Annotated in this window: 21 protein-coding genes; 13 read left to right on the top strand and 8 right to left on the bottom strand. The window is 70.9% G+C overall.

Annotation, left to right across the window (positions count from 1 at the left end):
• Positions 1–55: 55 nt before the first annotated feature.
• Complete coding sequence (locus tag AB0C75_RS17765; RefSeq protein WP_362891729.1) at positions 56–892, top strand: SGNH/GDSL hydrolase family protein; 837 nt, start codon at positions 56–58, stop codon at positions 890–892.
• A 21-nt stretch (positions 893–913) separates the two neighbouring features.
• Here AB0C75_RS17765 and AB0C75_RS17770 read toward each other — a convergent pair whose 3' ends face one another.
• Complete coding sequence (locus tag AB0C75_RS17770) at positions 914–1,759, bottom strand: NAD(P)H-binding protein (RefSeq protein WP_362891731.1); 846 nt, start codon at positions 1,757–1,759, stop codon at positions 914–916.
• Between the two features lie 109 nt (positions 1,760–1,868).
• On the opposite strand from AB0C75_RS17770, the gene AB0C75_RS17775 reads away from it, so the two are divergent.
• The 3 genes from AB0C75_RS17775 to mug all read left to right on the top strand — a co-directional run bounded on the left by AB0C75_RS17775 (position 1,869) and on the right by mug (position 4,412).
• Positions 1,869–2,234: a helix-turn-helix domain-containing protein gene (locus AB0C75_RS17775; RefSeq protein ID WP_362891733.1), complete on the top strand. Its 366-nt coding sequence runs from the start codon at positions 1,869–1,871 to the stop codon at positions 2,232–2,234.
• 80 nt (positions 2,235–2,314) lie between these two features.
• Positions 2,315–3,757, top strand: coding sequence for an adenylosuccinate lyase (gene purB / locus AB0C75_RS17780; protein ID WP_362891735.1), 1,443 nt, complete (start codon positions 2,315–2,317; stop codon positions 3,755–3,757).
• A 19-nt stretch (positions 3,758–3,776) separates the two neighbouring features.
• Positions 3,777–4,412 (top strand): G/U mismatch-specific DNA glycosylase, encoded by a 636-nt coding sequence (mug, locus tag AB0C75_RS17785; protein WP_362891737.1) that lies wholly within the window; start codon positions 3,777–3,779, stop codon positions 4,410–4,412.
• Here the strand turns inward: mug and AB0C75_RS17790 are convergent.
• The 3 genes from AB0C75_RS17790 to AB0C75_RS17800 form a co-directional block, all read right to left on the bottom strand.
• Positions 4,346–4,783, bottom strand: coding sequence for a hypothetical protein (locus tag AB0C75_RS17790; RefSeq protein WP_362891739.1), 438 nt, complete (start codon positions 4,781–4,783; stop codon positions 4,346–4,348). The genes mug and AB0C75_RS17790 overlap by 67 nt on opposite strands.
• A 122-nt stretch (positions 4,784–4,905) precedes the next feature.
• Positions 4,906–5,649 (bottom strand): ABC transporter permease, encoded by a 744-nt coding sequence (locus AB0C75_RS17795; protein WP_362891741.1) that lies wholly within the window; start codon positions 5,647–5,649, stop codon positions 4,906–4,908.
• A gap of 5 nt (positions 5,650–5,654) precedes the next feature.
• Positions 5,655–6,587: an ATP-binding cassette domain-containing protein gene (locus AB0C75_RS17800; RefSeq protein ID WP_362891743.1), complete on the bottom strand. Its 933-nt coding sequence runs from the start codon at positions 6,585–6,587 to the stop codon at positions 5,655–5,657.
• 107 nt (positions 6,588–6,694) lie between these two features.
• On the opposite strand from AB0C75_RS17800, the gene AB0C75_RS17805 reads away from it, so the two are divergent.
• The 3 genes from AB0C75_RS17805 (at position 6,695) to AB0C75_RS17815 (ending at position 9,817) form a co-directional block, all read left to right on the top strand.
• Positions 6,695–7,873, top strand: coding sequence for a histidine kinase (locus AB0C75_RS17805; protein ID WP_362891745.1), 1,179 nt, complete (start codon positions 6,695–6,697; stop codon positions 7,871–7,873).
• Positions 7,874–7,877: 4 nt separating this feature from the next.
• Entirely contained in the window at positions 7,878–8,528 is a 651-nt protein-coding gene (locus AB0C75_RS17810) for a response regulator transcription factor (RefSeq protein ID WP_362891747.1), read from the top strand.
• 131 nt (positions 8,529–8,659) lie between these two features.
• A complete protein-coding gene (locus tag AB0C75_RS17815) occupies positions 8,660–9,817 on the top strand; it encodes an ROK family transcriptional regulator (protein ID WP_362891749.1) in 1,158 nt (385 codons plus the stop codon).
• Positions 9,818–9,885: 68 nt separating this feature from the next.
• Here the strand turns inward: AB0C75_RS17815 and AB0C75_RS17820 are convergent, their stop codons facing one another.
• From AB0C75_RS17820 to AB0C75_RS17830, 3 genes are all read right to left on the bottom strand, one after another.
• Complete coding sequence (locus AB0C75_RS17820; protein ID WP_362891751.1) at positions 9,886–10,653, bottom strand: GntR family transcriptional regulator; 768 nt, start codon at positions 10,651–10,653, stop codon at positions 9,886–9,888.
• Positions 10,654–10,932: 279 nt separating this feature from the next.
• Positions 10,933–11,817, bottom strand: coding sequence for an RNA polymerase sigma-70 factor (locus tag AB0C75_RS17825; protein WP_362891753.1), 885 nt, complete (start codon positions 11,815–11,817; stop codon positions 10,933–10,935).
• A 67-nt stretch (positions 11,818–11,884) separates the two neighbouring features.
• Positions 11,885–12,829, bottom strand: a complete 945-nt coding sequence (locus AB0C75_RS17830) for a DMT family transporter (RefSeq protein ID WP_362891755.1) — start codon at positions 12,827–12,829, stop codon at positions 11,885–11,887.
• Positions 12,830–12,876: 47 nt separating this feature from the next.
• On the opposite strand from AB0C75_RS17830, the gene AB0C75_RS17835 reads away from it, so the two are divergent.
• From AB0C75_RS17835 to AB0C75_RS17845, 3 genes are all read left to right on the top strand, one after another.
• A complete protein-coding gene (locus AB0C75_RS17835) occupies positions 12,877–14,361 on the top strand; it encodes a PLP-dependent aminotransferase family protein (protein ID WP_362891757.1) in 1,485 nt (494 codons plus the stop codon).
• 198 nt (positions 14,362–14,559) lie between these two features.
• The gene (locus tag AB0C75_RS17840; protein ID WP_362891759.1) at positions 14,560–16,131 is read left to right on the top strand and encodes an alkaline phosphatase D family protein; all 1,572 of its coding nucleotides are present in this window, start codon (positions 14,560–14,562) and stop codon (positions 16,129–16,131) included.
• Between the two features lie 108 nt (positions 16,132–16,239).
• Positions 16,240–17,670 (top strand): GNAT family N-acetyltransferase, encoded by a 1,431-nt coding sequence (locus tag AB0C75_RS17845; protein WP_362891900.1) that lies wholly within the window; start codon positions 16,240–16,242, stop codon positions 17,668–17,670.
• Here AB0C75_RS17845 and AB0C75_RS17850 read toward each other — a convergent pair.
• Positions 17,588–18,820, bottom strand: a complete 1,233-nt coding sequence (locus AB0C75_RS17850; RefSeq protein WP_362891761.1) for a PLP-dependent transferase — start codon at positions 18,818–18,820, stop codon at positions 17,588–17,590. The genes AB0C75_RS17845 and AB0C75_RS17850 overlap by 83 nt on opposite strands.
• A 59-nt stretch (positions 18,821–18,879) precedes the next feature.
• Here AB0C75_RS17850 and AB0C75_RS17855 point away from each other — a divergent pair, with 59 nt between their 5' ends.
• The 3 genes from AB0C75_RS17855 (at position 18,880) to AB0C75_RS17865 (ending at position 22,124) form a co-directional block, all read left to right on the top strand.
• On the top strand, positions 18,880–19,383 hold the full coding sequence (locus tag AB0C75_RS17855; RefSeq protein WP_362891763.1) for an Lrp/AsnC family transcriptional regulator: 504 nt from the start codon (positions 18,880–18,882) through the stop codon (positions 19,381–19,383).
• Between the two features lie 93 nt (positions 19,384–19,476).
• Entirely contained in the window at positions 19,477–21,165 is a 1,689-nt protein-coding gene (locus AB0C75_RS17860; protein WP_362891765.1) for a DUF885 domain-containing protein, read from the top strand.
• A gap of 89 nt (positions 21,166–21,254) precedes the next feature.
• Positions 21,255–22,124 carry an ATP-grasp domain-containing protein gene (locus tag AB0C75_RS17865; RefSeq protein WP_362891767.1) on the top strand — a complete coding sequence of 290 codons (870 nt, stop codon included), beginning with the start codon at positions 21,255–21,257 and terminating at the stop codon, positions 22,122–22,124.
• Positions 22,125–22,164: the final 40 nt, after the last annotated feature.

The raw sequence follows: 22,164 nt of genomic DNA on the forward strand, positions 1-22,164 counted from the left end.
ACAGGTCCCGCCGCCCCCGGGCAGCGGGACCTGTCACGGTACGATCGGCAGCGCCATGGAACTGAATGCCTCCTACACCAGTCTTGTCGCGGTCGGCGACTCCTTCACCGAGGGCATGTCGGACCTGCTGCCCGACGGTTCCTACCGCGGCTGGGCCGACGTCCTCGCCTCCCGGCTCGCGGCCCGCACGCCCGGCTTCCGGTACGCCAATCTCGCCGTACGGGGAAAGCTCATCGGCCAGATCGTGGACGAGCAGGTCGCGGTAGCCGCCGCACTGCAACCGGATGTGATCACGCTCGTCGGCGGACTCAACGACACCCTGCGGCCGAAGTGCGACATGGGCATGGTCCGCGGTCGGCTTGAAGAGGCGGTGGAGCTTCTCGCGCCATCGTGCAAGACCCTGGTGCTGATGCGCAGCCCCGGCCGGAACGGCCCCGTGATGGAACGCTTCCGTCCGCGGATGGAGGAGCTGTTCTCGCTGGTCGGTGACCTGGCCGAGCGCCACGGCGCACGGGTGACCGACCTGTACGGCGCGGCGTCGCTGGGAGACCCGCGGATGTGGGACGTGGACCGGCTTCACCTGACGGCCGAGGGCCATCGCCGGGTAGCGGAGGCGGTCTGGCAGACGCTGGGTCTGCCGGCCGAGAGCGACTGGCGGACCCCGCTGCCGGAGTCCGCGCCCGCGCGGTGGACGCGGCGACGGATCGACGACGTCCGGTTCGCCAGGCAGCATCTGATGCCCTGGATAGGACGGCGGCTGACCGGTCGCTCGTCCGGCGACGGCCGGGCCGGCGCGCACTTCGACACGGAGCTGGGCAAGGCGTTCTGGATCACTCCGGCGGACGGGGCGGCGCCAGGTCCGGTGACCGGCTGGCGCCGCCTGGACGGCTGACCGCCCCGCCACAGCCACGTCTCAGCCCCGGCGGAACGCGGCCGCGTTGCGGACGGCCCAGTCGGCGAAGGTCCGCGGGGCGTGGCCGGTGACCCGCTGGACGTCCTGGCTGATGTGCAGTTCGGCCGGGGTCGGCGAACCGATGATGTCCAGGGTGTCATCGGCGAGCTCCGCCGGCATGCTCCGGGCCATGGCGGCCTTGGCCTCGTCGCGGGTGAGCTCGTGGAACGTCACCGGCGAGCCCAGCGCGGCGGCGATGGCCTCGGTCTGCTGGCGCGGAGTGATCACCTCGGGGCCCGTCAGCTCGTACACACCGCCGTTGTGCTGGTCGTCCAGCAGGCAGGCCGCCGCGACCGCCGCGATGTCCGCCGGGTCGATGATCGGCACCCCGATGTCGCCGAAGGGCGCGTGCACGACCTGCTGCCCGCGGACCGAATCGGCCCACCACAGGGCGTTGGAGGCGAAGCCGCCAGGCCGCAGGATGGACCATTCGAGGCCGGACTCCCGCAGCGTGTCCTCCAGTGCGCGCATCGCGACCCGCGTGGTACCGAAGGGCCTGGTCACCACGCCGAGCGTGGAGAGCAGGACGACCCGGCGGACCCCGGCGGACGCGGCTTCAGCGATGATGTCGGCGGGGTTGGCTCCAATGGCGTGCAGGTCGCCCGACAGCAGCAGGAACAACGCGTCCGCCCCGTCCAGCGCGGGCTTGAGACCGGCGGGCTCGGCCAGGTCGGCCACCACGTGGCGGGCCCCGTTCGGCACCGTCGCGGTGTGCCGCGACACGGCAGTCACCTGCCGTCCCGCCTCGGTCAGCGCCTGCGTCAAGGGTCGGCCGATGTTTCCGGTAGCTCCGGTCACCACGATCATGTTCTGCTCCTGTCGGAATGTGAATGACGTCCGTATGTCTTCCGTGGCCACCACGCTAGGAGCGCTGACTTACTTTTGGTAAGGACGTACCTCGGGGTAAGTTCATGACATGACAGAAGGTGTGCAGGACAGAGCGGTCGTGACAGGCAAGCGGTATGACGTGTTTCACACCGACTGCCCCGCACGCAACGTGGTCGACCATGTGACCAGCAGGTGGGGCATCTGGGTGCTGATCTCCTTGCGCGGCGGCGACCTGCGGTTCTACGAGCTGCGCGAGAGCATCCATGGCATCAGCGAGAAGATGCTCGCCCAGACCCTGCGCGCACTGGTCGAGGACGGTCTGGTCCGGCGGGAGGTCGCGCCGACGACGCCGCCCCAGGTCACCTACGGACTGACCGAGTTCGGGCGGGACATCGGTGAGCCGCTGACCGAGCTGTTCGACCGGATCACCCTGCGGCTGTCGCTGCGGGACTGACGCATCACGTCTGACCTGGAGCTTCCTACATCAGGCCGACGGTTCGGAACTCGTAGGGACGGCCGGTAAACTCCGGACACGTGACTGCTGTGTCTGCGAAGCCTCGCATCCCCAATGTCCTGGCCGGCCGCTATGCCTCCACGGAGCTGGCCGTCCTCTGGTCCCCCGAGCAGAAGGTGAAGCTGGAACGTCAGCTGTGGCTGGCGGTGCTGCGCGCTCAGAAGGACCTCGGGATCGAGGTACCCGACGCTGCCCCGGCCGACTACGAGCGCGTGATCGACCAGGTCGACCTCGCCTCGATCGCCGAGCGCGAGAAGGTGACCCGGCACGATGTGAAGGCGCGGATCGAGGAGTTCAACGCGCTTGCCGGCCATGAGCAGGTCCACAAGGGCATGACCTCCCGGGACCTCACCGAGAACGTCGAGCAGTTGCAGATCCGGCTCTCGCTCGAGCTGATGCGCGACCGCACGGTGGCGGTCCTGGCGCGGCTGGGCCGACAGGCGGCGGAGTACGGCGAGCTGGTCATGGCGGGCCGTTCGCACAACGTCGCCGCGCAGGCGACGACGCTCGGCAAGCGCTTCGCCACCGCAGCGGACGAGCTGCTCGTGGCGTACGGGCGGCTGGAGGACCTGCTGGGCCGCTATCCGCTGCGCGGCATCAAGGGACCGGTCGGCACAGCGCAGGACATGCTGGACCTGCTCGGCGGTGACGCGGGCAAGCTCGCCGACCTGGAGCAGCGCGTCGCCGAGCACCTGGGCTTCGGACACGCCTTCACCTCCGTCGGCCAGGTCTACCCCCGCTCCCTCGACTACGACGTGGTCACCGCGCTGGTGCAGCTGGCCGCCGCGCCCTCGTCGGTCGCCAAGACCATCCGGCTGATGGCCGGACACGAGCTGGTGACCGAGGGCTTCAAGCCGGGCCAGGTCGGCTCGTCGGCGATGCCGCACAAGATGAACACGCGCTCCTGCGAGCGGGTCAACGGCCTGATGGTGATCCTTCGCGGCTACGCGTCGATGACGGGCGAGCTGGCGGGCGACCAGTGGAACGAGGGCGACGTGTCCTGCTCCGTGGTCCGCCGGGTCGCGCTGCCGGACGCCTTCTTCGCGTTCGACGGTCTGCTGGAGACCTTCCTCACCGTGCTCGACGAGTTCGGCGCCTTCCCGGCAGTCGTTGCACGTGAGCTGGACCGTTACCTCCCCTTCCTCGCCACGACCAAGGTGCTGATGGGCGCGGTGCGGGCCGGTGTGGGCCGCGAGGTCGCGCACGAGGCCATCAAGGAGAACGCGGTCGCCTCGGCCCTCGCCATGCGGGAACAGGGCGCCGAGCGCAACGAGCTGCTGGACAAGCTGGCCGCCGACGACCGGATCCCGCTCGACCGCGGTGAGCTGGACGCCCTGATGGCCGACAAGCTCTCCTTCACCGGCGCGGCCGGCGACCAGATCGCCGTCCTGGTGTCCCGGATCGAGGAGATCACCAAGCAGCACCCGGAAGCCGCCGCGTACACCCCCGGCTCCATTCTCTGACGGCCCTCTCCACCGCCGGATGACACCCGAAGAGCTCCTCGCTGCCCGCGATCGCGTCGTACCCGACGTGGTCGCGGGCGGTCTGCGTGTGCTGTTCTGCGGAATCAACCCGAGCCTCATGACTGCCGCCACGGGCCACCATTTCGCCCATCCCGGCAACCGCTTCTGGCCGGTGCTCCACCGGTCGGGCTTCACACCCCGGCAGCTGAAGCCCTCGGAACAGGATCAGCTTCCGGGCTACGGACTGGGCATCACCAACGTGGTGGCCAGAGCCACGGCCCGGGCCGACGAGCTGGACCCGGAGGAATTCCGTGCGGGCGGACGGGTCCTGTCGGCCAAGGTGGAAGAGCTGGGCCCGTTGTGGCTGGCCGTCGTCGGAGTCACCGCCTATCGCACGGCCTTCGGCGAGCGCCATGCCCGGATCGGCCCGCAGGAGCGGACCATCGGCGGTGCCCACGTCTGGGCGCTGCCCAACCCGAGTGGCCTGAACGCCCATTGGACCGTGAGCACCATGGCGGACGAGTACGCCCGTCTGCTGGCGGCGGCCGACCAGGACAGCGCCCCGGAGACTCGGCAGACCCGCCAGGCTCAGGGCGGGTCGACCACGGTGACCAGTACGCCCAACTCGCAGCCGGGCCCACCCTCCTCCAGGTAGAGCACAACGGCGATCCACCGGTCTTCCGCCCACCAGAGCGGGAGATGTTCGCAACTCGCGACGGGGTCGGCCCAGGGTTCGGCTATCACCTCCCCCGCCATCATCCGCTCCTGTGCGCTCCAGAGGCTGACCCTCTGCGGTTCACCCCAGCGCAGCGTGAGCAGCGAGAGCAAGGCGTCATGCTCCGCCAGGCACTGCGCCCGGACTTCGAGCCGATCCGCCTCGTCCCCCTCCCCGTGGTCGTCCTCGCCGAGGAGGAGCGCTGTGTGGTAGCCAGGCCCGCTGCTTCCCGAGCCCGTCGGAACCCGCTCCGAGGGAAAGTCCTCGGTGCGCATCCCGTCGATGAGGCGGAGGTGATGTGCGGTGGTCATACCGTCAGTAAACCGTCTCCCACTGACATATGAAGGCCGCCGGGTCTCCCTGCCCGCCTCGGATGCCGGAAACCGGCCCCTTCCGCCTCGGCTCCCGAGCCGCGGCGCGCCCTCACTCTCCTTCAGGCGTCTCTCGTCCGCAGGGTCCACCAGCCGGCGACCAGCGCGGCACCGGCCCATGCGGCGGTGACCGCCAGGCCTGCCCAGGGACCGAGACTTCCCTCCGGATTCTGGTGGAGCACCAGCTGCCCTGCCTGATCGGGCAGATACCGGCCGATGTCCCCGGCGACGTCTCCGAGGACGAAGGAAACGATCAGCAGGAAGGGAATGAGCGTACTGAGCACGGCGACGGCGCTGCGCAGCACCGTCGTAAGACCTGCGGCGAGCAGGGCGATCAGCGCGAGATAGACTCCGCCGCCGAACGAGGCGCGCAGCGCACCAGGGTCCCCCAGACCGATCGCGTACTCACCCATGAACAGCTGCCCCACCAGAAACGCGGCGAAGCTGGTGACCATCCCGATGGCGAGGGCAAGTCCACCGATCACCGATATCTTCGCGGCGTAGAGAAGGCCTCGTCGAGGGACGGCCGAGAGGGACAGACGCAGAGCTCCGTTCAGGAATTCCGAGGACAGGGCCGTCGCCCCGAAGCTGATCGCCGCGATCTGCCCGAAGTTCAGCGCGTAGAAGGCGGAGAACAGCAGGTCGTGGTCGGCGTTGTCCGCCTCCGCCCGGCCCACGGTGGCGAACACGAGCACCGTAACGGCAAGCGTCCCGGCGAACACCGCTATGAGTGAGAACAGAGTGGACCGCACTGATCTGATCTTGATCCATTCGGAGTGCAGCACGGCCTTCGTCGAGGTGGTCACGATGGTCAGGCCTCCTGTGCCGTGAGCGATGCGGCCGCTGCGAACTCTGACGCGTCGGCAGTGAGATGGAGATAGGCCTCCTCCAGGGTGGTCTGCAGGTCGGTGAGTTCGAGCAGGGGGATCCCTTCGGCTGCGGCTGCCGCGCCGATCTCCTCCGCTTTGGCTCCGTCGACTGTCCAGCGCCCGTCGTCCTCCCGCACCGGCAGGTACCCCTTGCGGATCAAGGCCTCGCGGAGCCGGGGGTCTTCGGAAGTACGCAGCCGGACGCCGGGCCGACCGCGGGAGTCGAGGAACTCCCGCATCGGCAGATCGGCGAGGAGCCGTCCTCGGCCGAGGACGATCAGGTGGTCGGCGAATGACGAGGTCTCGTTCATCAGATGGCTGGAGACCAGGACGGTACGCCCCTCCCGTGCCATGCCTCGCATGAGCTCACGGATCCAGATGATGCCTTCCGGATCCAGCCCGTTCGACGGTTCGTCGAGCATCACCACATCCGGCTCCCCCAGCAGCACCGCCGCGATTCCGAGGCGTTGCCGCATCCCGAGCGAGAACGTCTTGATCCTCCGCCCGGCGACCGCCACGAGGCCGGTCTCCTCCAGGACCTCGTCGGCCCTGCGGCCAGCTATACCGTTACTCACCGCGAGAGCGAGCAGGTGGTCACGCGCCGTGCGTGAGCCATGAGCCGCCTGCGGATCGAGCAGGGCCCCGACCCTGTGCAACGGGGCTCCCAATGTGGCGTACGGGTGCCCGCCGACGGTGGCGGTGCCGGCTGTGGGCCTGTCCAGGCCGAGGACGAGTCTCATGGTGGTGGACTTTCCCGCGCCGTTGGGACCGAGAAAGCCCGTCACGCGACCGGGTCTCACACTGAACGTGAGCCGGTCCACGGCCCTCGTGGGCCCGTAGTCCTTGGTCAGTTCGTCGACGTCGATGCTGGTCATGACCCAAGCCTGGCTCCCGGCCACCGTTGGGGTCCTCCCCCGTCAGGGTGGTTCGGCTCCCTCGCTCGGGGGAGCCGTCCGTGCCCCTGCGCTGAGACGATGGCGGCATGCGCCACTTCCTCGGGCCGCTGACCGCGCCCGTCACGTACAGCCGCTGGCTGCATCTGCTCATTCCGGCCGCTGTTGTCAGTGTGTGGATGTTCATCGCCCTCGACACCGCGTGGGTGCCTATGCCGTTCGTCTTCGCGATTCCGATCGGCCTGCTGCCCACGGTCCGCCTAGTCGAAGGTGCACAGGCGCGGTTCCTCCTCACACCCGGGGAACGCGGCCGGGCCGACCCCTCGATATCCGCCGCGCCTGCGGCCACGTGGGCGGACCGCTGGCGCACCGTGGCATGGCTGGAGGTCAGGCTGCTCCTCACAGCCGCGGCGGGCTTCGCCACCGTCTGGCTGCCTGTCACGACGCTCGACCTCATCCGGACCTCGGCTGGTGCGGACCCGAGCCTGGGGTGGCTGACCGGCCTCCTCGAAGTGCGGTGGCTGTGCGCGCTGCTCGCGCCCCTGCCGATCCTCGTACTTCTCGGATGGATCGTCCTGTGCGGTGAAGTGGCCACGGCAGCGGCCCGCGGGCTGCTGGGGCCGTCGCCGACCGAGCGGATGACCGCCCTTGAGGAGCGCACCGAGCAGTTGCTGGAGCGTAATCGGATAGCGCGTGAGCTCCATGATTCGATCGGGCATGCGCTGACGGTCGCGGTGGTACAGGCGGGCGCCGCCCGGACAGCGGGCAGTCCGGAGTTCACCGCGCGCGCACTGGCCGCCATCGAGGAGACGGGCCGGCACGCGTTGGACGATCTGGAGCGAGTCCTGCGCGTGCTGAGGGAATCGGACCTTCCCGTAGGGGCGCACCCCACCTTGGCCGAGGCCGACCGGCTGCTGGACTCGGCACGCGGCTCCGGCGTGAAGATGGACGTGGAGATGACCGGGCCGTTGGGCCTGGTCCCCGGCCCTGTGTCACGCGAGGGCTACCGGATTCTGCAGGAGTCGCTCACCAATGTGCTGCGTCACGCCGGCGCCGTTCCCGTACGGGTGAGGATCTCTGTGGCGAAGGAGAGGCTGGAGCTGGAGGTGGCCAATCCACTCGGGGCATCGACCCGCGGCCCGGGAAGCGGCAGCGGGCTGCGAGGCATACGGGAGCGGGCCGCTCTGCTGGGGGGCAAGGCCCGAACCGGCCCGCACGAAGGGGAATGGCTCGTGCGCGCGACCCTTCCGCTGGACCGCATACGCTGACCGGATGCCGGTTACCGTACTTCTGGTCGACGACGAACCCCTGGTGCGCGCAGGGCTCCGCGCGGTCCTGGAAGCGCAGGGCGACATCGAGGTGGTGGGCGAGGCGGCCGACGGTGCGGCCGTGATCCCACTCGTCAGCCGGCTTCGGCCCGATGTCGTGGCCATGGATGTGCGCATGCCCCTGATGGACGGCATCGAGGCGACTCGGGCGGTGCTGCGCACCGTTGCCGATCCACCGAAGATCCTGATGGTGACCACCTTCGAGAACGACGAGTACGTGTATGAGGCGCTGCGCGCGGGGGCGGACGGTTTCCTGCTCAAGCGAGCACGGCCCGCGGAGATCGTTCACGCGGTGAGGCTCGTGGCCGAGGGCGAGTCGCTGCTGTTTCCCGCCGCGGTCCGGCAGCTCGCCGCGGACTATGGCACAAGCAGGGCGCGCGACGCCATGGACCGGGCAGCGCTCACCGAGCGCGAAGCGGCAGTGCTACGCCTGATGGCACGGGGCCGGTCCAACGCGGAGATCGCCGCCGAGCTGATCGTGGGAGTGGAGACCGTGAAGACACATGTCAGTGCGGTCCTCGCGAAGTTGGGTGCCAGGGATCGCACACAGGCGGTGATCGCGGCCTACGAGTCCGGCTTCGTGTCTCCACGCTGACATGCGGTGGCAGAGGCGCGTGACAGGCGGCCGGGAGCGGTTCCGGTTGGCTCTCCGTGCCTGCTGGTCGCCGAGGTCGGGGTCAGCGAGTACGATCCGGCAGACATGGGCACGACCTGGGAGGACACACGGTGAGCCGGCTGACCGGTGGGGACCCGTCCCTGCTGCGGAGGATCAATTCCGCAGTGGTGCTGCACGCTCTGCGCGGGGCGGATTCGCCCACGCTCACGGACCTGACCCGGATCACAGGCCTGTCGCGTCCCACGGTCGAAGGCGTCGTCGAAGGGCTCTTCGCGGCCGGACTGGTGGTGGAGGCCCTGCCCGACGAGAGCGGGGCCAGGCGCCAGGGCCGGCCCGCGCGGCGTTTCAGGTTCCGTGCGGAGGCCGGGCACCTGCTGGGCATCGAGATCGGCCCGCACCGGATATCCGCCCTGCTGTCCGGGCTCGACGGCCGTATCGTCGGCGCAGGATCGCGGGACGTCTCCGAGACGGCGTGCGCGGACGACAGACTCGACCAGGTCAGAGGCATGATCGCCGATGTGCTGCGGCGCACCGGGGTGCAGCGCAGCAGCTTGCGCGCGGTGGGCGTGGGCAGTCCCGGCATCGTGGAGGCGGATGGCACCGTGCGGCTGGGCACGGCGCTGCCGGGCTGGACCGGTCTCGCGCTCGGCGAAAGGCTGCGGCGTTCCTTCCGGTGCCCCGTCCTGGTGGAGAACGACGCCAACGCGGCGGCCGTGGCCGAACACTGGAAGGGCGCGGCGACGGAGTCCGACGACATCGTCTTCGTTCTGGCGGGCTTGAGCCCCGGTGCCGGGTCACTCATCGGAGGGCGCCTGCACCGTGGGTTCGGCGGGGCCGCCGGGGAGATCGGGGCACTGCATCTTCTCGGCCGTGATGTCACTCCGGAGCATCTGCTCTCCACGACGGACACCCCTCTGGACCCTCTGGACGAGCAGGCCGTCGCCGAGGTCTTCGCCAAGGCCAGGCTCGGCGACGCCGGGGCGCAGGCCGCCGTCGCGCGGTTCATACAGCGGCTGGTGCACGATGTCGCGGCTCTGGTGCTGGCGCTCGATCCGGAGCTCGTGGTGATCGGCGGGTGGGCCGCCGGTCTTGACGGTGTCCTCGACCCGCTCCGCGACGAGCTCGCCCGCTACTGTCTGCGGCCGCCCCGGGTGACCCTGTCGCTCCTCGGCGAGGCGGCCGTCGCCACCGGCGCGCTGCGACTGGCGCTGGACCACGTGGAGGAGCAACTCTTCGCCGTGGAGGGGACGGTGACGGCCCGCCGCTGAGAGCGACGGGCCGGAGGCAGGGCCGCGCGAGCCCATGGATGTTACGAGCCCGCAGCGTCAGGAGGCCGTCAGGAGGCCTTGCGCTCCTGCTCCTCGTGGCTGATCTCCAACGCACCTGACTCCCCGAAGGTGAGCCGGCAGGTGTCCGCCCTGTACGTGGCGACGGAAACCGCTGCCGTGCCGGCGGCGGCGAGATACCGGGTGGTGACCACGAGGACCGGTGCGCCGGGCAGCCGATCGAGCTCCCTGGCGTCGTCCGCCCGCGCCGAGCCGAGTTCGACCGAGCGGTCCTGGCCGTCGAGGTCGAGGCGGTGCAGTTCCCGCAGGACGCTCCGCGCCCGGACAGACCCGGACGGCGCTTCGATGGCGGAGAGTTCGGGCACGGACGCCGTCGGTACGTACAGCAGCTCGGCCGCCACGGCCTGCCCCTGGGCGACACGGATACGGCGCACCACATGCACGGGCTCGTCGGCTTCCACGCCCAGCAGCACGGCGACCGAGGCGGGAACGGGGTCCATGGCGCAGTCGAGGGGCTGCCATGCCTCGTCAGGGTCGCTGCTCAGCCAGCCGTGCTGTGCGGTGGCGACGGCCACCTTGACCCGGGGCGGGGCGACGGTCGTGCCCACACCGCGCCGTCGCTGAAGCCGCCCTTCGAGCTCCAGCTGCTCCAGCGCCTGGCGGAGCGTGGCCCTGGCGACACCGAAACGCGCCGCGAGGTCCCGCTCGTTGGGCAGTACCTCACCCACCGCGAAGTCCGAGTCGAGCGCCTCACTGAGCACGGTCTTGAGGTGCCAGTACTTCGGCTCCTGCACCGATTCCAGCTGCGTGGTCCCCACCCTGTCCTCCGCATCCGCCCGGTGGCTTGTTTTCCCCGACGTTATTTATTAAAGGTTCCTGCCTTATCGTTCAGACCTTAGGACGGCGAACCACCTTGGTCAAGACCAATCCTCGCCCCGTCACCCAGCGGAACGGCGTGCTGCCGCAGAGCGTTCACGGGACGTTCGTGCCGCCGTGAGCCACGGCTACACGGATCACCCGGGGAACGGATCACCCGGGAACGGATCACCCCGGGAGGGGGCCCGGGGTGGTCCGAAGGTGATCCGAACGGAAGAGCCTCAAGCCGGGCGCACGCCGGCCAGCTTGTCCGGGTTGCGGATGACGTAGACGCATCGGATCGCTCCGTCGGCGACCTCGGTCTGGAAGACGGTGTCCACCTTCCCGTCGACGCTGAACACCAGGGCGGGGCCGCCGTTGAGCTCGACGATCCCGACCTGCGTGCCGGCCGGCCATTCCTTGCCCACGGCGAGGAGGAAGCGGCCGACCTTGTCGGCGGTCTCGATGATCCGCCGCGGCGCCTTCGCCTTGCCCCCGCTGTCACCGACCAGGCGCACGTCGGGCGCCAACAGTGCGAGCAGCCGCTCCAGGTCCCCGCCCGAAGCTGCGGCGAGGAAGCGCTCGGTGAGATCGCGCCGCACGGCAGGGTCCACGTCGTAGCGCGGTTTGCGCTCCTCCACGTGGAGCTTGGCACGGCCGGCGAGCTGTCGTACCGCGGCCTCGGACCGGTCGAGGGCCGCGCCGATCTCCGCGTACGGGAAGCCGAAGGCCTCGCGCAGGACGAAGACCGCGCGTTCCAGCGGGGAGAGGGTTTCGAGGACGACCAGTACGGCCAGTGACACGGAGTCGGCGAGCACCGCGCGCTCCGCCGAGTCGGGCACGGCCGGGCCGAATTCGGTGACCACCGGTTCGGGCAGCCATGGTCCGACGTACGCCTCCCGCCGGGAGTGCAGATGGCGCAGCCGGTCGATGGACAGACGGGTCGTGATCCGCACGAGATAGGCCCTCGGCTCCCGCACGTCCTCCCGGTCCGCCGACGACCAGCGCAGCCACGCCTCCTGCACCACGTCCTCCGCGTCGGCGACGCGGCCGAGCATGCGATAGGCGACCCCGGTGAGGAAGGGCCGGTGTTCTTCGAAGAGTTCGGTCACGGTCTCGGCAGTCACTTGCCCATCCCAGCCGACGGGCCTGGGGGTGTCCAGCGGGAAACGCGCTCGCGCCTTGAACTGGGTGCTACCCCACGGTAGTCACTACTGACACGGCGTCTCGTCTGCCGCCGGCACCCGGCCCCAGCACACCTGAGCCCAGGACCACCCCGAGACCCACCAGAAGGCTTCCCACGCCCTGCCCCGGGCCGTACGTCCCCGTGCCGACCAGCGGCGCGGTCAGCGCGGCCGATACGGGGATCAGCCCGGAGAAGAGCGTGGCACGCTCGGCCCCGATGCGCCGCATACCGCTGTACCAGCACACGAAGCCGATGACGGTGACCACGGCCGCCTGCCACAGCAACGCCAGTGCCTCCCCCGTGGTGGGCACCCGCAGAAGGCCTCCCCCGCCGGACAGGACGTCGAAGAGCACGCCGAGCAACGCGGATTCCACGGCCGCCACGGCGCACACCACCGCCGAGAGCAGCTTCGGTCCGAGGGGGCGCAGCACGGGTACGGCGAGGACGGCGAAACCGACCTCGCCGCCCAACGCGCCCACCGAGTAGAGGAGACCCGCCAGGTCGGTCCGGCCCCAGCCCTGGACGGTGAACGCGCCGACCGCCACGAGTCCCGCCGCGCACAGGACGGCCCGGGCCGGCCGGCGCCCTTCCAGGACGGGCACCAGAACGCCGACGACGATCGGCGCGCAGCCGACGAGCACTCCAGGCACCGCCGGTTCCGCGGTGCGTTCCGCGGCCAGTACCGCCAGGTTGAAGCCGACCATTCCGATGGCCGCGAGTGCCCCCAGCCGACCCCAATGCCTGCGGGTGAGCGTCTTCAGGACCGCCGAGGGCGCGGGGCCGCCGCCCGAGCGCAGGAGCGGCAGGAGCAGCAGCGCGGCCAGGCCGTACCGCAGTGCCTGGCCGCCCGCGTACGGAAAGTCTCCGAGGACGCTGTTCGCTGTGAACGAGGCGCCCACGAGGGTGCAGGCGAAGGCCGCGAGAAGGGCTCCGCGCAGGGAAGTCGCTTTCATGGGGTCGACGTTAGATTTCGCGGCGGTCCGGATTAAGGTCCACTTCCATGACGTCTTCGGGGACCAATCCACCACCGTCTCCGGCGTCCCCGGGCGGCGGAGGAAGCGCCTCCGCCGCCTGGGAACTGCTGCTCCCCGCCGTGTCGGCCCCCGCACGCCGCCGAGGTCGCGCCCTGCAGTCGGCCCTGCGCGATGCCGTGCGTTCGGGCCGGCTGCCGGCCGGGACCCGTCTGCCGGCCAGCCGTGAGCTCGCCGCCGATCTCGGGGTGTCGCGCGGCCTGGTGACCGAGGCGTACGAGCAGCTGACGGCGGAGAGTTACCTGCGCGCCGGACGGGGCGCGGGCACCTGGGTGAGCGGCGCTGTGCGGCCCGCCGCGCGAGTGGCGCGGGATCTGTCACCGCGCGGGCCCGGCGCGCGGGTGGACTTCCGGCCGGGCACCCCGGATCTCTCGCTCTTCCCGCGGAGCGCCTGGGCCTCGGCTCACCGCACGGTCCTGGACCGGCTGCCGCACAGCTCCCTCGGCTACCCGGATCCGCGCGGCCTGCCGGAACTTCGCGTGGCGCTGGCCTCCCTGCTCACCAGGCGCCGTGGCGTGGTGGCCGACCCGGAGCGGGTGGTGGTGTGCTCGGGAGTGGCCCAGGCGACGACCCTGCTCGGTTTCGTCCTGCGCGAGCGCGGGGCGACGTCGGTCGGTGTCGAGGACCCCGGCAGCCCTGAGCACACCTCGCTGTTCGCCTCCACCGGCCTGACCACGGTTCCGCTGCCGCTCGACGACGACGGTCTGGCGGTGGACCCGTTGCTGCGCTCCGGCGTGCGCGCCGTGGTCACGACCCCGGCGCACCAGTTCCCCACCGGCATCGCCTACTCCTCCGGGCGACGTGGTGAGCTGCTCGACTGGGCCCGGCGCACCTCGGGCGTGATCATGGAGGACGACTACGACGGCGACTTCCGCTACGACCGGGCGCCGGTCGGGGCGCTCCAGGGTCTGGACCCGGAACATGTCGTGTACACCGGCTCGGTGAGCAAGTCCCTTGCTCCCGGCCTTCGGCTCGGCTGGCTCATCGCCCCCGAGTCGATGACCGACGCCGTCGTCGCCCGCAAGCGCACGATGGACCTCGGCAACCCGGCCGTCGACCAGGCCGTACTGGCGGACTTCGTGGCCGGCGGCGGTTACGACCGGCAGCTTCGCCGCTGTCAGCGCGCGTACCGGGAGCGCCGTGACGCCATGACGGGAGCACTGGCCGCTCACTTCCCCGGGACGCGGGTCAGCGGGATCTCCGCGGGTCTGCACATCATCGCCCGGCTGCCCGAACGGTGGGGTCCGCAGGACGAGTTCCTGCGGCGGGCGACGGCCGCCGGGATCGCGCTGCGTCCGCTGAGCGACTGCACGGCGGGCGGTGCGAAGGACAGCACCATCCGTCTGGTGCTCGGTTACGCGCATATGGCGCCCTCCGCCATCGAGCACGGCGTACGTCTCCTGGCCGGGGCGGCACGACGCGGCCCGGCGCCCGGGCCCCGGCGGGGGGCGTAGGGAGCGGGTCGTAGCAAGCGGGTCGTAGGGAGCGGGTCGTAGCAAGCGGGTCGAGGGGCGGGGAGCAGGAGCGGACCGAACCGGTTGTTCATCTGCGGTTGGCGTACCGGCCGCTGCCGGGGACTAGGTATGGGTCTGCATCCAGCCCTGCACGACCCCGCTGTTCCGGCAGCCGCATCCGCCCCTGGAGGCGCATCGATGTCCAACCGTCCCCTCGTCCCCGGCCGTCGCACCGTACTGCGCGGCTCGCTCCTGGCCTCGGCGGCCGTCGCCGTGCCCGTAACGGCCGCCGCCCCCGCGTTCGCACGGTCGGGCCGGCCGAGCGCGTCCTGGGGCGTGCAGGTCGGTGATGTCACGGCGTCGTCCGCCCTGGTGTGGGTACGTTCCGACCGCCCCGCCCGGATGATGGTGGAGACGTCGGCGACCGAGTCCTTCCGTCGCGCCCGCACCTGGCACGGCCCGCTGATCGGCGCCTCCACGGACTACACGGGCACCACCCCGCTGCACGGACTGCCGGCCGGCGAGCAGGTGCACTACCGCGTCACGCTCGCCGACCCGGACGACCCCCGCCGCTCCGGCAAGCCGGTGTACGGCACCTTCCGCACGGCCCCGGCCCGCCGCCGTGACGGGGTGCGGTTCCTCTGGTCCGGCGACATCGCTGGACAGGGCTGGGGCATCAACCCCGACATCGGCGGCTACCGGGTGTACGACGAGATGCGCCGTCTGGACCCGGACTTCTTCCTGTGCAGCGGCGACAACATCTACGCGGACGGGGTGCTCGAACCCAGCGTGACGCTGCCCGACGGGCGGGTCTGGCGCAACATCACGACCCCGGAGAAGTCGAAGGTCGCCGAGACCCTGGACGAGTACCGCGGGAACTTCCGGTACAACCTCCTCGACGACAACCTGCGGACGTTCAACGCGCAGGTTCCCGCCATCATCCAGTGGGACGACCACGAGGTGCGCAACAACTGGTACCCGGGGCAGATCCTCGACGACGTCCGCTACACCGAGAAGAACGTGGATCTGCTGGCCTCGCGCTCGATGCGGGCGTTCCGCGAGTACTTCCCCGTCCCGACGCTCCAGGTGCCGCCGCAGGAGCGGCGCATGCACCGTGTCGTGCGGCACGGTCCGCTGCTCGATGTGTTCGTCCTGGACATGAGGTCCTACCGCAACGCCAACTCCCCCGGCCGGCAGCCCGACGACACCACGGGCATCCTCGGCGCCGAGCAGCTGACCTGGCTGAAGCGCGAGCTGTCGCGGTCGCGTGCGGTGTGGAAGGTGATCGCCGCCGACATGCCGCTGGGCCTGGTGGTCACGGACGGCGACACCGACTTCGAAGCGGTCGCCCAGGGCGACCCGGGCGCACCGCTGGGGCGCGAGCTGCAGATCGCGGAGCTGCTGCGCCACATCAAGCACCGGCGTATCACGGGCACCGTCTGGCTGACGGCCGATGTGCACTACACCTCCGCCCAGCACTACGCTCCCGAGCGCGCGGCCTTCAAGGACTTCGCGCCGTTCTGGGAATTCGTCTCGGGCCCGTTGGCCGCGGGCAGTTTCCCCGCCAACGCGCTGGACGGCACGTTCGGCCCCGACCGGGTGTTCGTCCGGGCACCGGACCGGGAGAACGTGTCCCCGATGGAGCAGCCGCAGTTCTTCGGAGAGGTCGACATCGACGGCGGGAGCGGGGAGCTGACCGTGCGGCTCCGGGCGCAGGGCGGCGCGGTCCTGTTCACCAAGGTGCTCCAGCCCGGGCGCGTCGGGCAGTGATCCATGCAATAACGCCCTGAAGGCGACCAGATCCACACGTAACCCATCAGTCACAGTGCGTTCGTGATCAGGCAACACCATTCGGTCAGAGTGGAAGACATGACTGATGTGACATCCGCGAAGAGTGCCCGCCGTCCGCACCACTGGCGGCGGGACCTGATCGAGCTGGCCGCGCTCTTCACCGCCGTGGCGGTGGCCGACGCGGTCGCCAACCTGATCGGGCACCAGCCCGACGGGCCTTATCTGCTCATGGCATCGGCCGTGGCCCTCGTCGCCACGGCCGCCTTCCACACATGGTGGGCAAGGCGGCACAGCCACGCGCCGCCCCCGGATACGGGGACCGGGCCCGAAGCGGCCGATGCCGTCGATGCCGTCGATGCCGTCGATGCCGTCGATGCCGTCGAAGGGACCGACGCCGAGGAGCCCGGCGAAACGGTGCTCTGGCGGATGCGGACGACGGTGCGGGACGCTCCCGGCACCCTGGCCGCCCTCTGCATCGCCCTGGCCGGGCACCGGATAGACATCCTGACCCTGCAGACGCACCCGCTGGCCGACGGCACCGTCGACGAGTTCCTGCTGCGCGCGCCCGCGGCACTGCCGGCCCAGCAGCTCACCCGGGAGATCTCAGCCGCCGGCGGGTCGTCGACCTGGATCGAGCGCGCCGACGCCCACGATCTGGTGGACACGCCCACCCGGGTCCTGGGGCTCGCCACCCGCACGGCGCTGGACGCGGCCGAACTCCCGCTCGCCCTGCGTCAGCTCCTTGGCCGGTGCACCATCCACTCGCTGCCCGCCCTGTCGATCACCGGCCGCCCGACCGGGGAGAGCTCACCGGTGGAGGGTGTCCTGGAGGACACCGTGATGCGGTTGCGCGATCCGTCGGGCGGTGTCATCACCGTCGAGCGCCCGAACCTCCCCTTCACCCCGACCGAGTTCGCCCGCGCCAGGGCCCTGGTCGAGCTGGACGCACGGCTCGGCCCGCGCGTACCGCGCAGCGAGGACGTCCTCACCCTGCCCGAGGGCAACGAGATCACCGTGCGCCGCGCGGACCGGGGTGACCTCGACGCGGCCCTCGCCATGCACGGCCGCTGCTCGGAGAGCACACTCGGCCTGCGCTACCACGGTCCGGTCCGTGACGCCGACCGGTATCTGGAGCACCTGCTGAGCCCCCGCTTCGGCCGCACCCTCGCCGTGCAGACGGCCTCGGGCCGACTGGTGGCGCTCGGCCATCTGCTGTGGGACGGCGACGAGACCGAGGTAGCCCTCATCGTCGAGGACGACTGGCAGCGCAGGGGCATCGGTTCCGAGCTCCTCGCCCGGCTGGTGGCCCTGGCCGTCGAGGCGGGCTGCGAGAGCGTCTACGCGGTGACACAGGCCCACAACACGGGGATGGTCGCCGCCATGCGGGCGCTCTCGCTGCCCCTCGACTACCAGATCGAGGAGGGCACCCTGGTCGTCACCGCCCGGCTCGCCGCGGCTCCTGCCCGGCAGTCCGCCCCGCCGGTGACGGAACCGGCAGATCAGCGCTTCCGGCGCTGAGCGCCTGGCACAGATCCGCCCAGAGGTCCTCGACGTCCTCCAGGCCCACCGACATCCGCAGCAGACGGTCACCGACCCCGGCGGCCCTCCGGTCTCCCTCACCCACGACGCGGTGGCTGATGGAGGCCGGATGCTGGATGAGGGTGTCCACACTGCCGAGGCTCACGGCGGGCGTGATCAGACGGACTCCCGCGATAATGCCGTGGGGATCCCCGAACACCTCGAAGGACACCATCGCGCCGCCCACCTCCGGGTAGTGCACCCGGGCGATACGAGGGTCGGCCGAGAGCCTGCGGGCCAGTTCCGCCGCGGCGGCCGAGGCGGCCCGTACGCGTACCGGCAGGGTGGCGAGACCGCGCAGCAGCAGATAGCCGGCCATCGGATGCAGCACTCCCCCGGTGGCGAAGCGCACCTGCCGCAGCGTCGCGGCGAACTCCTCGTCGCAGGCGACGACTCCGCCCATCACATCACCGTGACCGCCGAGGTACTTGGTGGCGCTGTGCAGCACGATCCGCGCCCCGTCCTCGATCGGCCGTTGCAGCACGGGCGTGGCGAACGTGTTGTCGACGAGGAGTGGCACGGAGCCGCAGGAGTGCGCCACGGCCCTGATGTCGATCTCGGCGAGGGTGGGGTTGGCGGGCGTCTCGACCATCACCAGACCGGTGTCCGGGCGGATCGCGTCGGCGATGCCCGCGGGATCCGTCCAGGTCACCTCGGTGCCCAGCAGTCCGGCGCCCAGCAGGTGGTCACTGCAGCCGTAGAGCGGGCGTACCGCGACGACATGGCGCAGCCCCAGGCTCGCGCGGGCCAGCAGGACCGCGGTGAGCGCCGCCATTCCGCTGGCGAAGGCGACGGCGCTGTCCGCGCCCTCGAGCCGGGCCAGCGCCGTCTCGAAGCGGGCCGTCGTCGGGTTGTCGAGGCGTGCGTACACGGGCGGGCCGTCGGGCCTGGCCCCGGTGGTGGCGAAGGCGTCGATGCGCGCGGCCTCACCCCTGGAGTCGTACGAGGGATAGGTGGTGGACAGATCGATCGGCGCGGCGTGCAGTCCGAGAGAGGCGAGATCGTCGCGTCCGGCGTGCACGGCTTCGGTGGCGAGCGCCCTGGACCGGAAGGAGGGCTGGGATGTCAGCGAGGAGGCTTCGGTGTCCATGTCACCAGCCTGAACAGCGACCGGGCGGTGGTGTCCATCGGCCGTGCTACGTTCGCCCGATGGCTGAATCCGTCGTTCTCGATCCGGTTGATCTGCACATTTTGCGTCTCCTGCAGAACGATGCGCGGACCACGTACCGGGAGCTCGCGGCGGAAGTCGGAGTGGCGCCGTCCACATGCCTGGACCGCGTGGCGCGACTGCGCAGGTCCGGTGTGATCCTCGGGCACCGGCTCCGGCTCGATCCGGCGCGTCTCGGCCGGGGCCTGGAGGCGCTGCTGCTGGTGCAGGTGCGGCCGCACCGCAGGGAGCTCATCGGCCCGTTCGTCGAACGGATCAGGGCGCTGCCGGAGTCCCTGGCCTTCTTCCACCTCACCGGTCCTGACGACTACCTGGTGCATGTGGCCGTCGCCGACCCGACGGATCTGCAACGCCTGGTGCTGGACGAATTCACCTCACGCCGCGAGGTGGCCCGTGTGGAGACCCGGCTGATCTTCCAGCAGTGGGAGTGCGGCCCCCTGATGCCGCCCGCCACGGGCACCTCGGACCAGGCCCGGCGCCCCTGAGCTGCCCGGCGTCTCCGCGCCACGAAGGATCTTCCTCCGGCCGAATCCTGTTCCCCCGTGACGTGGAGGCCCTCGCCGTACGAGGATGTCCCCATGTCAGACACATCGAGCAGCGCACTGCCGCGCCAGGTCGCCGACGCCTACGTCGACGCGTACATCGAACTCGACCCGATCACCGGTACCTATCTCGGTGTCGCGGAAAGCTCCCGCCGGCTGCCCGATTTCTCGCCCGCAGGCCAGGACGCCATGGCCGGACTCATCCGCGACACCCTCGCGCGACTCGACGCCGCCGAGCAGGTGCCGGGCGCGGAGACCGACGAGGAGAGGCGTTGCGCGCGACTCCTCAGGGAGCGCCTGACGGCCGAACTCGCCGTCCACGAGGCCGAGGAGGGCCTGCGCGCCGTCTCCAACATCCACTCCCCGGCGCACAGCCTCCGGGATGTGTTCTCGGCGACGCCGACGGCGACGGACGAGGACTGGGCCGCGGTCGTGGACCGGCTGCGGGCGGTCCCCGCGGCGCTGGAGGGCTACCGCGCCTCGCTGGCCCTCGGTCTGGAACGCGAGCTGTACGGCGGCCCGCGCCCGGCAGCGACGTTCATCGGTCAGCTGGGGGCCTGGGCCGGGGAGGACGGAGACCCCGGCTTCTTCCAGGACTTCGTGGCCGAGGGGCCCGGATCACTGCGCCTGGAGCTGGACGAAGCAGCGGAGCGGGCCGCCGCGTCCCTCGTCTCGCTCCGGGACTGGATGCGGGACGTGTACGCCCCCGCGATCGAGGGCGCCCCCGACACGGTGGGCCGGGAGCGCTACGCCCGCTGGGCGCGCCAGTTCAACGGCACGGACCTGGATCTCGACGAGGCGTACGCCTACGGCTGGTCCGAATACCGCCGGCTGCTGGCCGAGATGAAGACCGAGGCCGACAAGATCCTCCCGGGTGCGGGTCCCTGGGAGGCGCTCGCGCATCTCGATGTGCACGGCAAGCACATCGAGGGCGTGGACGAGGTCCGGGTCTGGCTGCAGAGCCTGATGGACGAGGCCATCGAGGCGCTCGACGGCACCCACTTCGAACTCGCCGAGCGGGTCCGGAAGGTGGAGTCCCGGATCGCTCCCGCGGGCGGCGCCGCCGCTCCGTACTACACCGGGCCCTCGGAGGACTTCTCGCGGCCCGGCCGCACCTGGCTCCCCACCATGGGCGAGACGCGCTTCCCCGTCTACGACCTGGTGTCCACCTGGTACCACGAGGGCGTGCCCGGCCACCACCTGCAGATCGCGCAGTGGACGCATGTCGCCGACAGCCTCTCCCGCTACCAGGCCTCGGTCGGCCAGGTCAGCGCCAACGCCGAGGGCTGGGCGCTGTACGCCGAGCGCCTCATGGACGAGTTGGGCTTCCTGCCGGACGCGGAGCGCCGCCTCGGCTATCTGGACGCACAGATGATGCGTGCCTGCCGGGTGATCGTCGACATCGGCATGCATCTGGAGCTGGAGATCCCCGCGGACTCCCCGTTCCATCCCGGTGAGCGGTGGACCCCGGCACTGGCGCAGGAGTTCTTCGGCAGCCACAGCGGACGGCCCGCCGACTTCGTGGAGAGCGAGCTGACCCGCTATCTGTCGATGCCGGGGCAGGCCATCGGCTACAAGCTGGGCGAGCGCGCCTGGCTGCTGGGCCGGGAGAACGCCAGGAAGGCCCACGGCGACGCGTTCGACCTCAAGGCCTGGCACATGGCGGCCCTCTCGCAGGGTTCGCTCGGCCTGGACGACCTGGTGGACGAGCTCTCCAAGCTCTGACCCGGCAGCGCGGGGCCGGTGCCCGTCACCGGCCCCGCGCCACCGGCGCGCCTGTGCCCTCCGCCGACCGTCCGAAGGACGAGATCCGTATGACTCGACCCGGCTTGCTCTTCTGCTGCGACCCGCTGCGGCCGCGGCATCCCGATTCCGAGTTCGCCCAGGAGGCGTCCGCGGCGCGGCGCGCCGGTGCGCGGACCGTCCTGATCGATCACGACGCGCTGCTCGCCGGGGAACCGGAGGCCGCCGTGGGCCGCGTCCCACGGGACTCCGGGCCGTACTGGTACCGGGGCTGGATGATTCCGCCCCTTCGCTACGCGGAACTGGAGCGCGCGCTCGCCGCCCGGGGCTGCTCGCTGCTCACCGACTCCGCCGCGTACCGCAGCGCCCATGAACTCCCCGGCTGGTACGCGGCGTTCACCGCGGTCACCCCGCACAGCGTCTGGCGCGTCCTGCCGGCGGGAGAGCCTGTGCCGGATCCGTCCGTGTGGTCGGGTCTCGCCGGGGATCTCGGCCCGGGCCCCGGCATCGTCAAGGACTTCGTGAAGTCCCGTAAGCACGAATGGCACGAGGCGTGCTTCGTGCCGGAGCTGAGGGACATGGAGCGGCTCACCGGAGTCGTCGGACGGTTCCTCGAACTGCAGGGGAATTACCTGGCCGGCGGAGTGGTGCTGCGCGCCTACGAGCCGTTCGTGCCCGGAGGTGAGGCACGGGTGTGGTGGCTGGACGGCCGGGCGGTGCGGGTGACAGCCCATCCGGACACACCCGGCCTGCTCCCGGTGCCCGAACTCGACGCCGTCGGCGAGGCCGTGCGCGCGCTCGGCTGCCGGTGGGTGACCACCGACATGGCCCTGCGGGAGGACGGCGCGTGGCGGGTGGTGGAGGTGGGTGACGGTCAGGTCAGCGGCCTGCCCGCCGGCGACGACGGTGAGGGCCTGTTCGCGGCGCTTCTCGGCGCGTGAACCGGCCTCCCCTGTTCGGCAGCCGCACCCGTGCGGTCTG

The sequence above is a fragment of the Streptomyces sp. NPDC048565 genome (assembly GCF_040650935.1).
Classification (GTDB): Bacteria; Actinomycetota; Actinomycetes; order Streptomycetales; family Streptomycetaceae; genus Streptomyces.

Excerpts from the sequence above, each read along its gene's own strand:
- AB0C75_RS17765 (WP_362891729.1), top strand. The coding sequence starts at position 56 with ATGGAACTGAATGCCTCCTACACCAGTCTTGTCGCGGTCGGCGACTCC.
- AB0C75_RS17835 (WP_362891757.1), top strand. The coding sequence starts at position 12,877 with ATGACGTCTTCGGGGACCAATCCACCACCGTCTCCGGCGTCCCCGGGC.
- AB0C75_RS17790 (WP_362891739.1), bottom strand. The coding sequence starts at position 4,783 with ATGACCACCGCACATCACCTCCGCCTCATCGACGGGATGCGCACCGAG.
- mug (WP_362891737.1), top strand. The coding sequence starts at position 3,777 with ATGACACCCGAAGAGCTCCTCGCTGCCCGCGATCGCGTCGTACCCGAC.
- AB0C75_RS17865 (WP_362891767.1), top strand. The coding sequence starts at position 21,255 with ATGACTCGACCCGGCTTGCTCTTCTGCTGCGACCCGCTGCGGCCGCGG.
- AB0C75_RS17775 (WP_362891733.1), top strand. The coding sequence starts at position 1,869 with ATGACAGAAGGTGTGCAGGACAGAGCGGTCGTGACAGGCAAGCGGTAT.
- AB0C75_RS17800 (WP_362891743.1), bottom strand. The coding sequence starts at position 6,587 with ATGACCAGCATCGACGTCGACGAACTGACCAAGGACTACGGGCCCACG.
- AB0C75_RS17855 (WP_362891763.1), top strand. The coding sequence starts at position 18,880 with ATGGCTGAATCCGTCGTTCTCGATCCGGTTGATCTGCACATTTTGCGT.
- AB0C75_RS17810 (WP_362891747.1), top strand. The coding sequence starts at position 7,878 with ATGCCGGTTACCGTACTTCTGGTCGACGACGAACCCCTGGTGCGCGCA.
- AB0C75_RS17850 (WP_362891761.1), bottom strand. The coding sequence starts at position 18,820 with ATGGACACCGAAGCCTCCTCGCTGACATCCCAGCCCTCCTTCCGGTCC.
- AB0C75_RS17840 (WP_362891759.1), top strand. The coding sequence starts at position 14,560 with ATGTCCAACCGTCCCCTCGTCCCCGGCCGTCGCACCGTACTGCGCGGC.
- AB0C75_RS17830 (WP_362891755.1), bottom strand. The coding sequence starts at position 12,829 with ATGAAAGCGACTTCCCTGCGCGGAGCCCTTCTCGCGGCCTTCGCCTGC.
- AB0C75_RS17770 (WP_362891731.1), bottom strand. The coding sequence starts at position 1,759 with ATGATCGTGGTGACCGGAGCTACCGGAAACATCGGCCGACCCTTGACG.
- AB0C75_RS17860 (WP_362891765.1), top strand. The coding sequence starts at position 19,477 with ATGTCAGACACATCGAGCAGCGCACTGCCGCGCCAGGTCGCCGACGCC.
- AB0C75_RS17805 (WP_362891745.1), top strand. The coding sequence starts at position 6,695 with ATGCGCCACTTCCTCGGGCCGCTGACCGCGCCCGTCACGTACAGCCGC.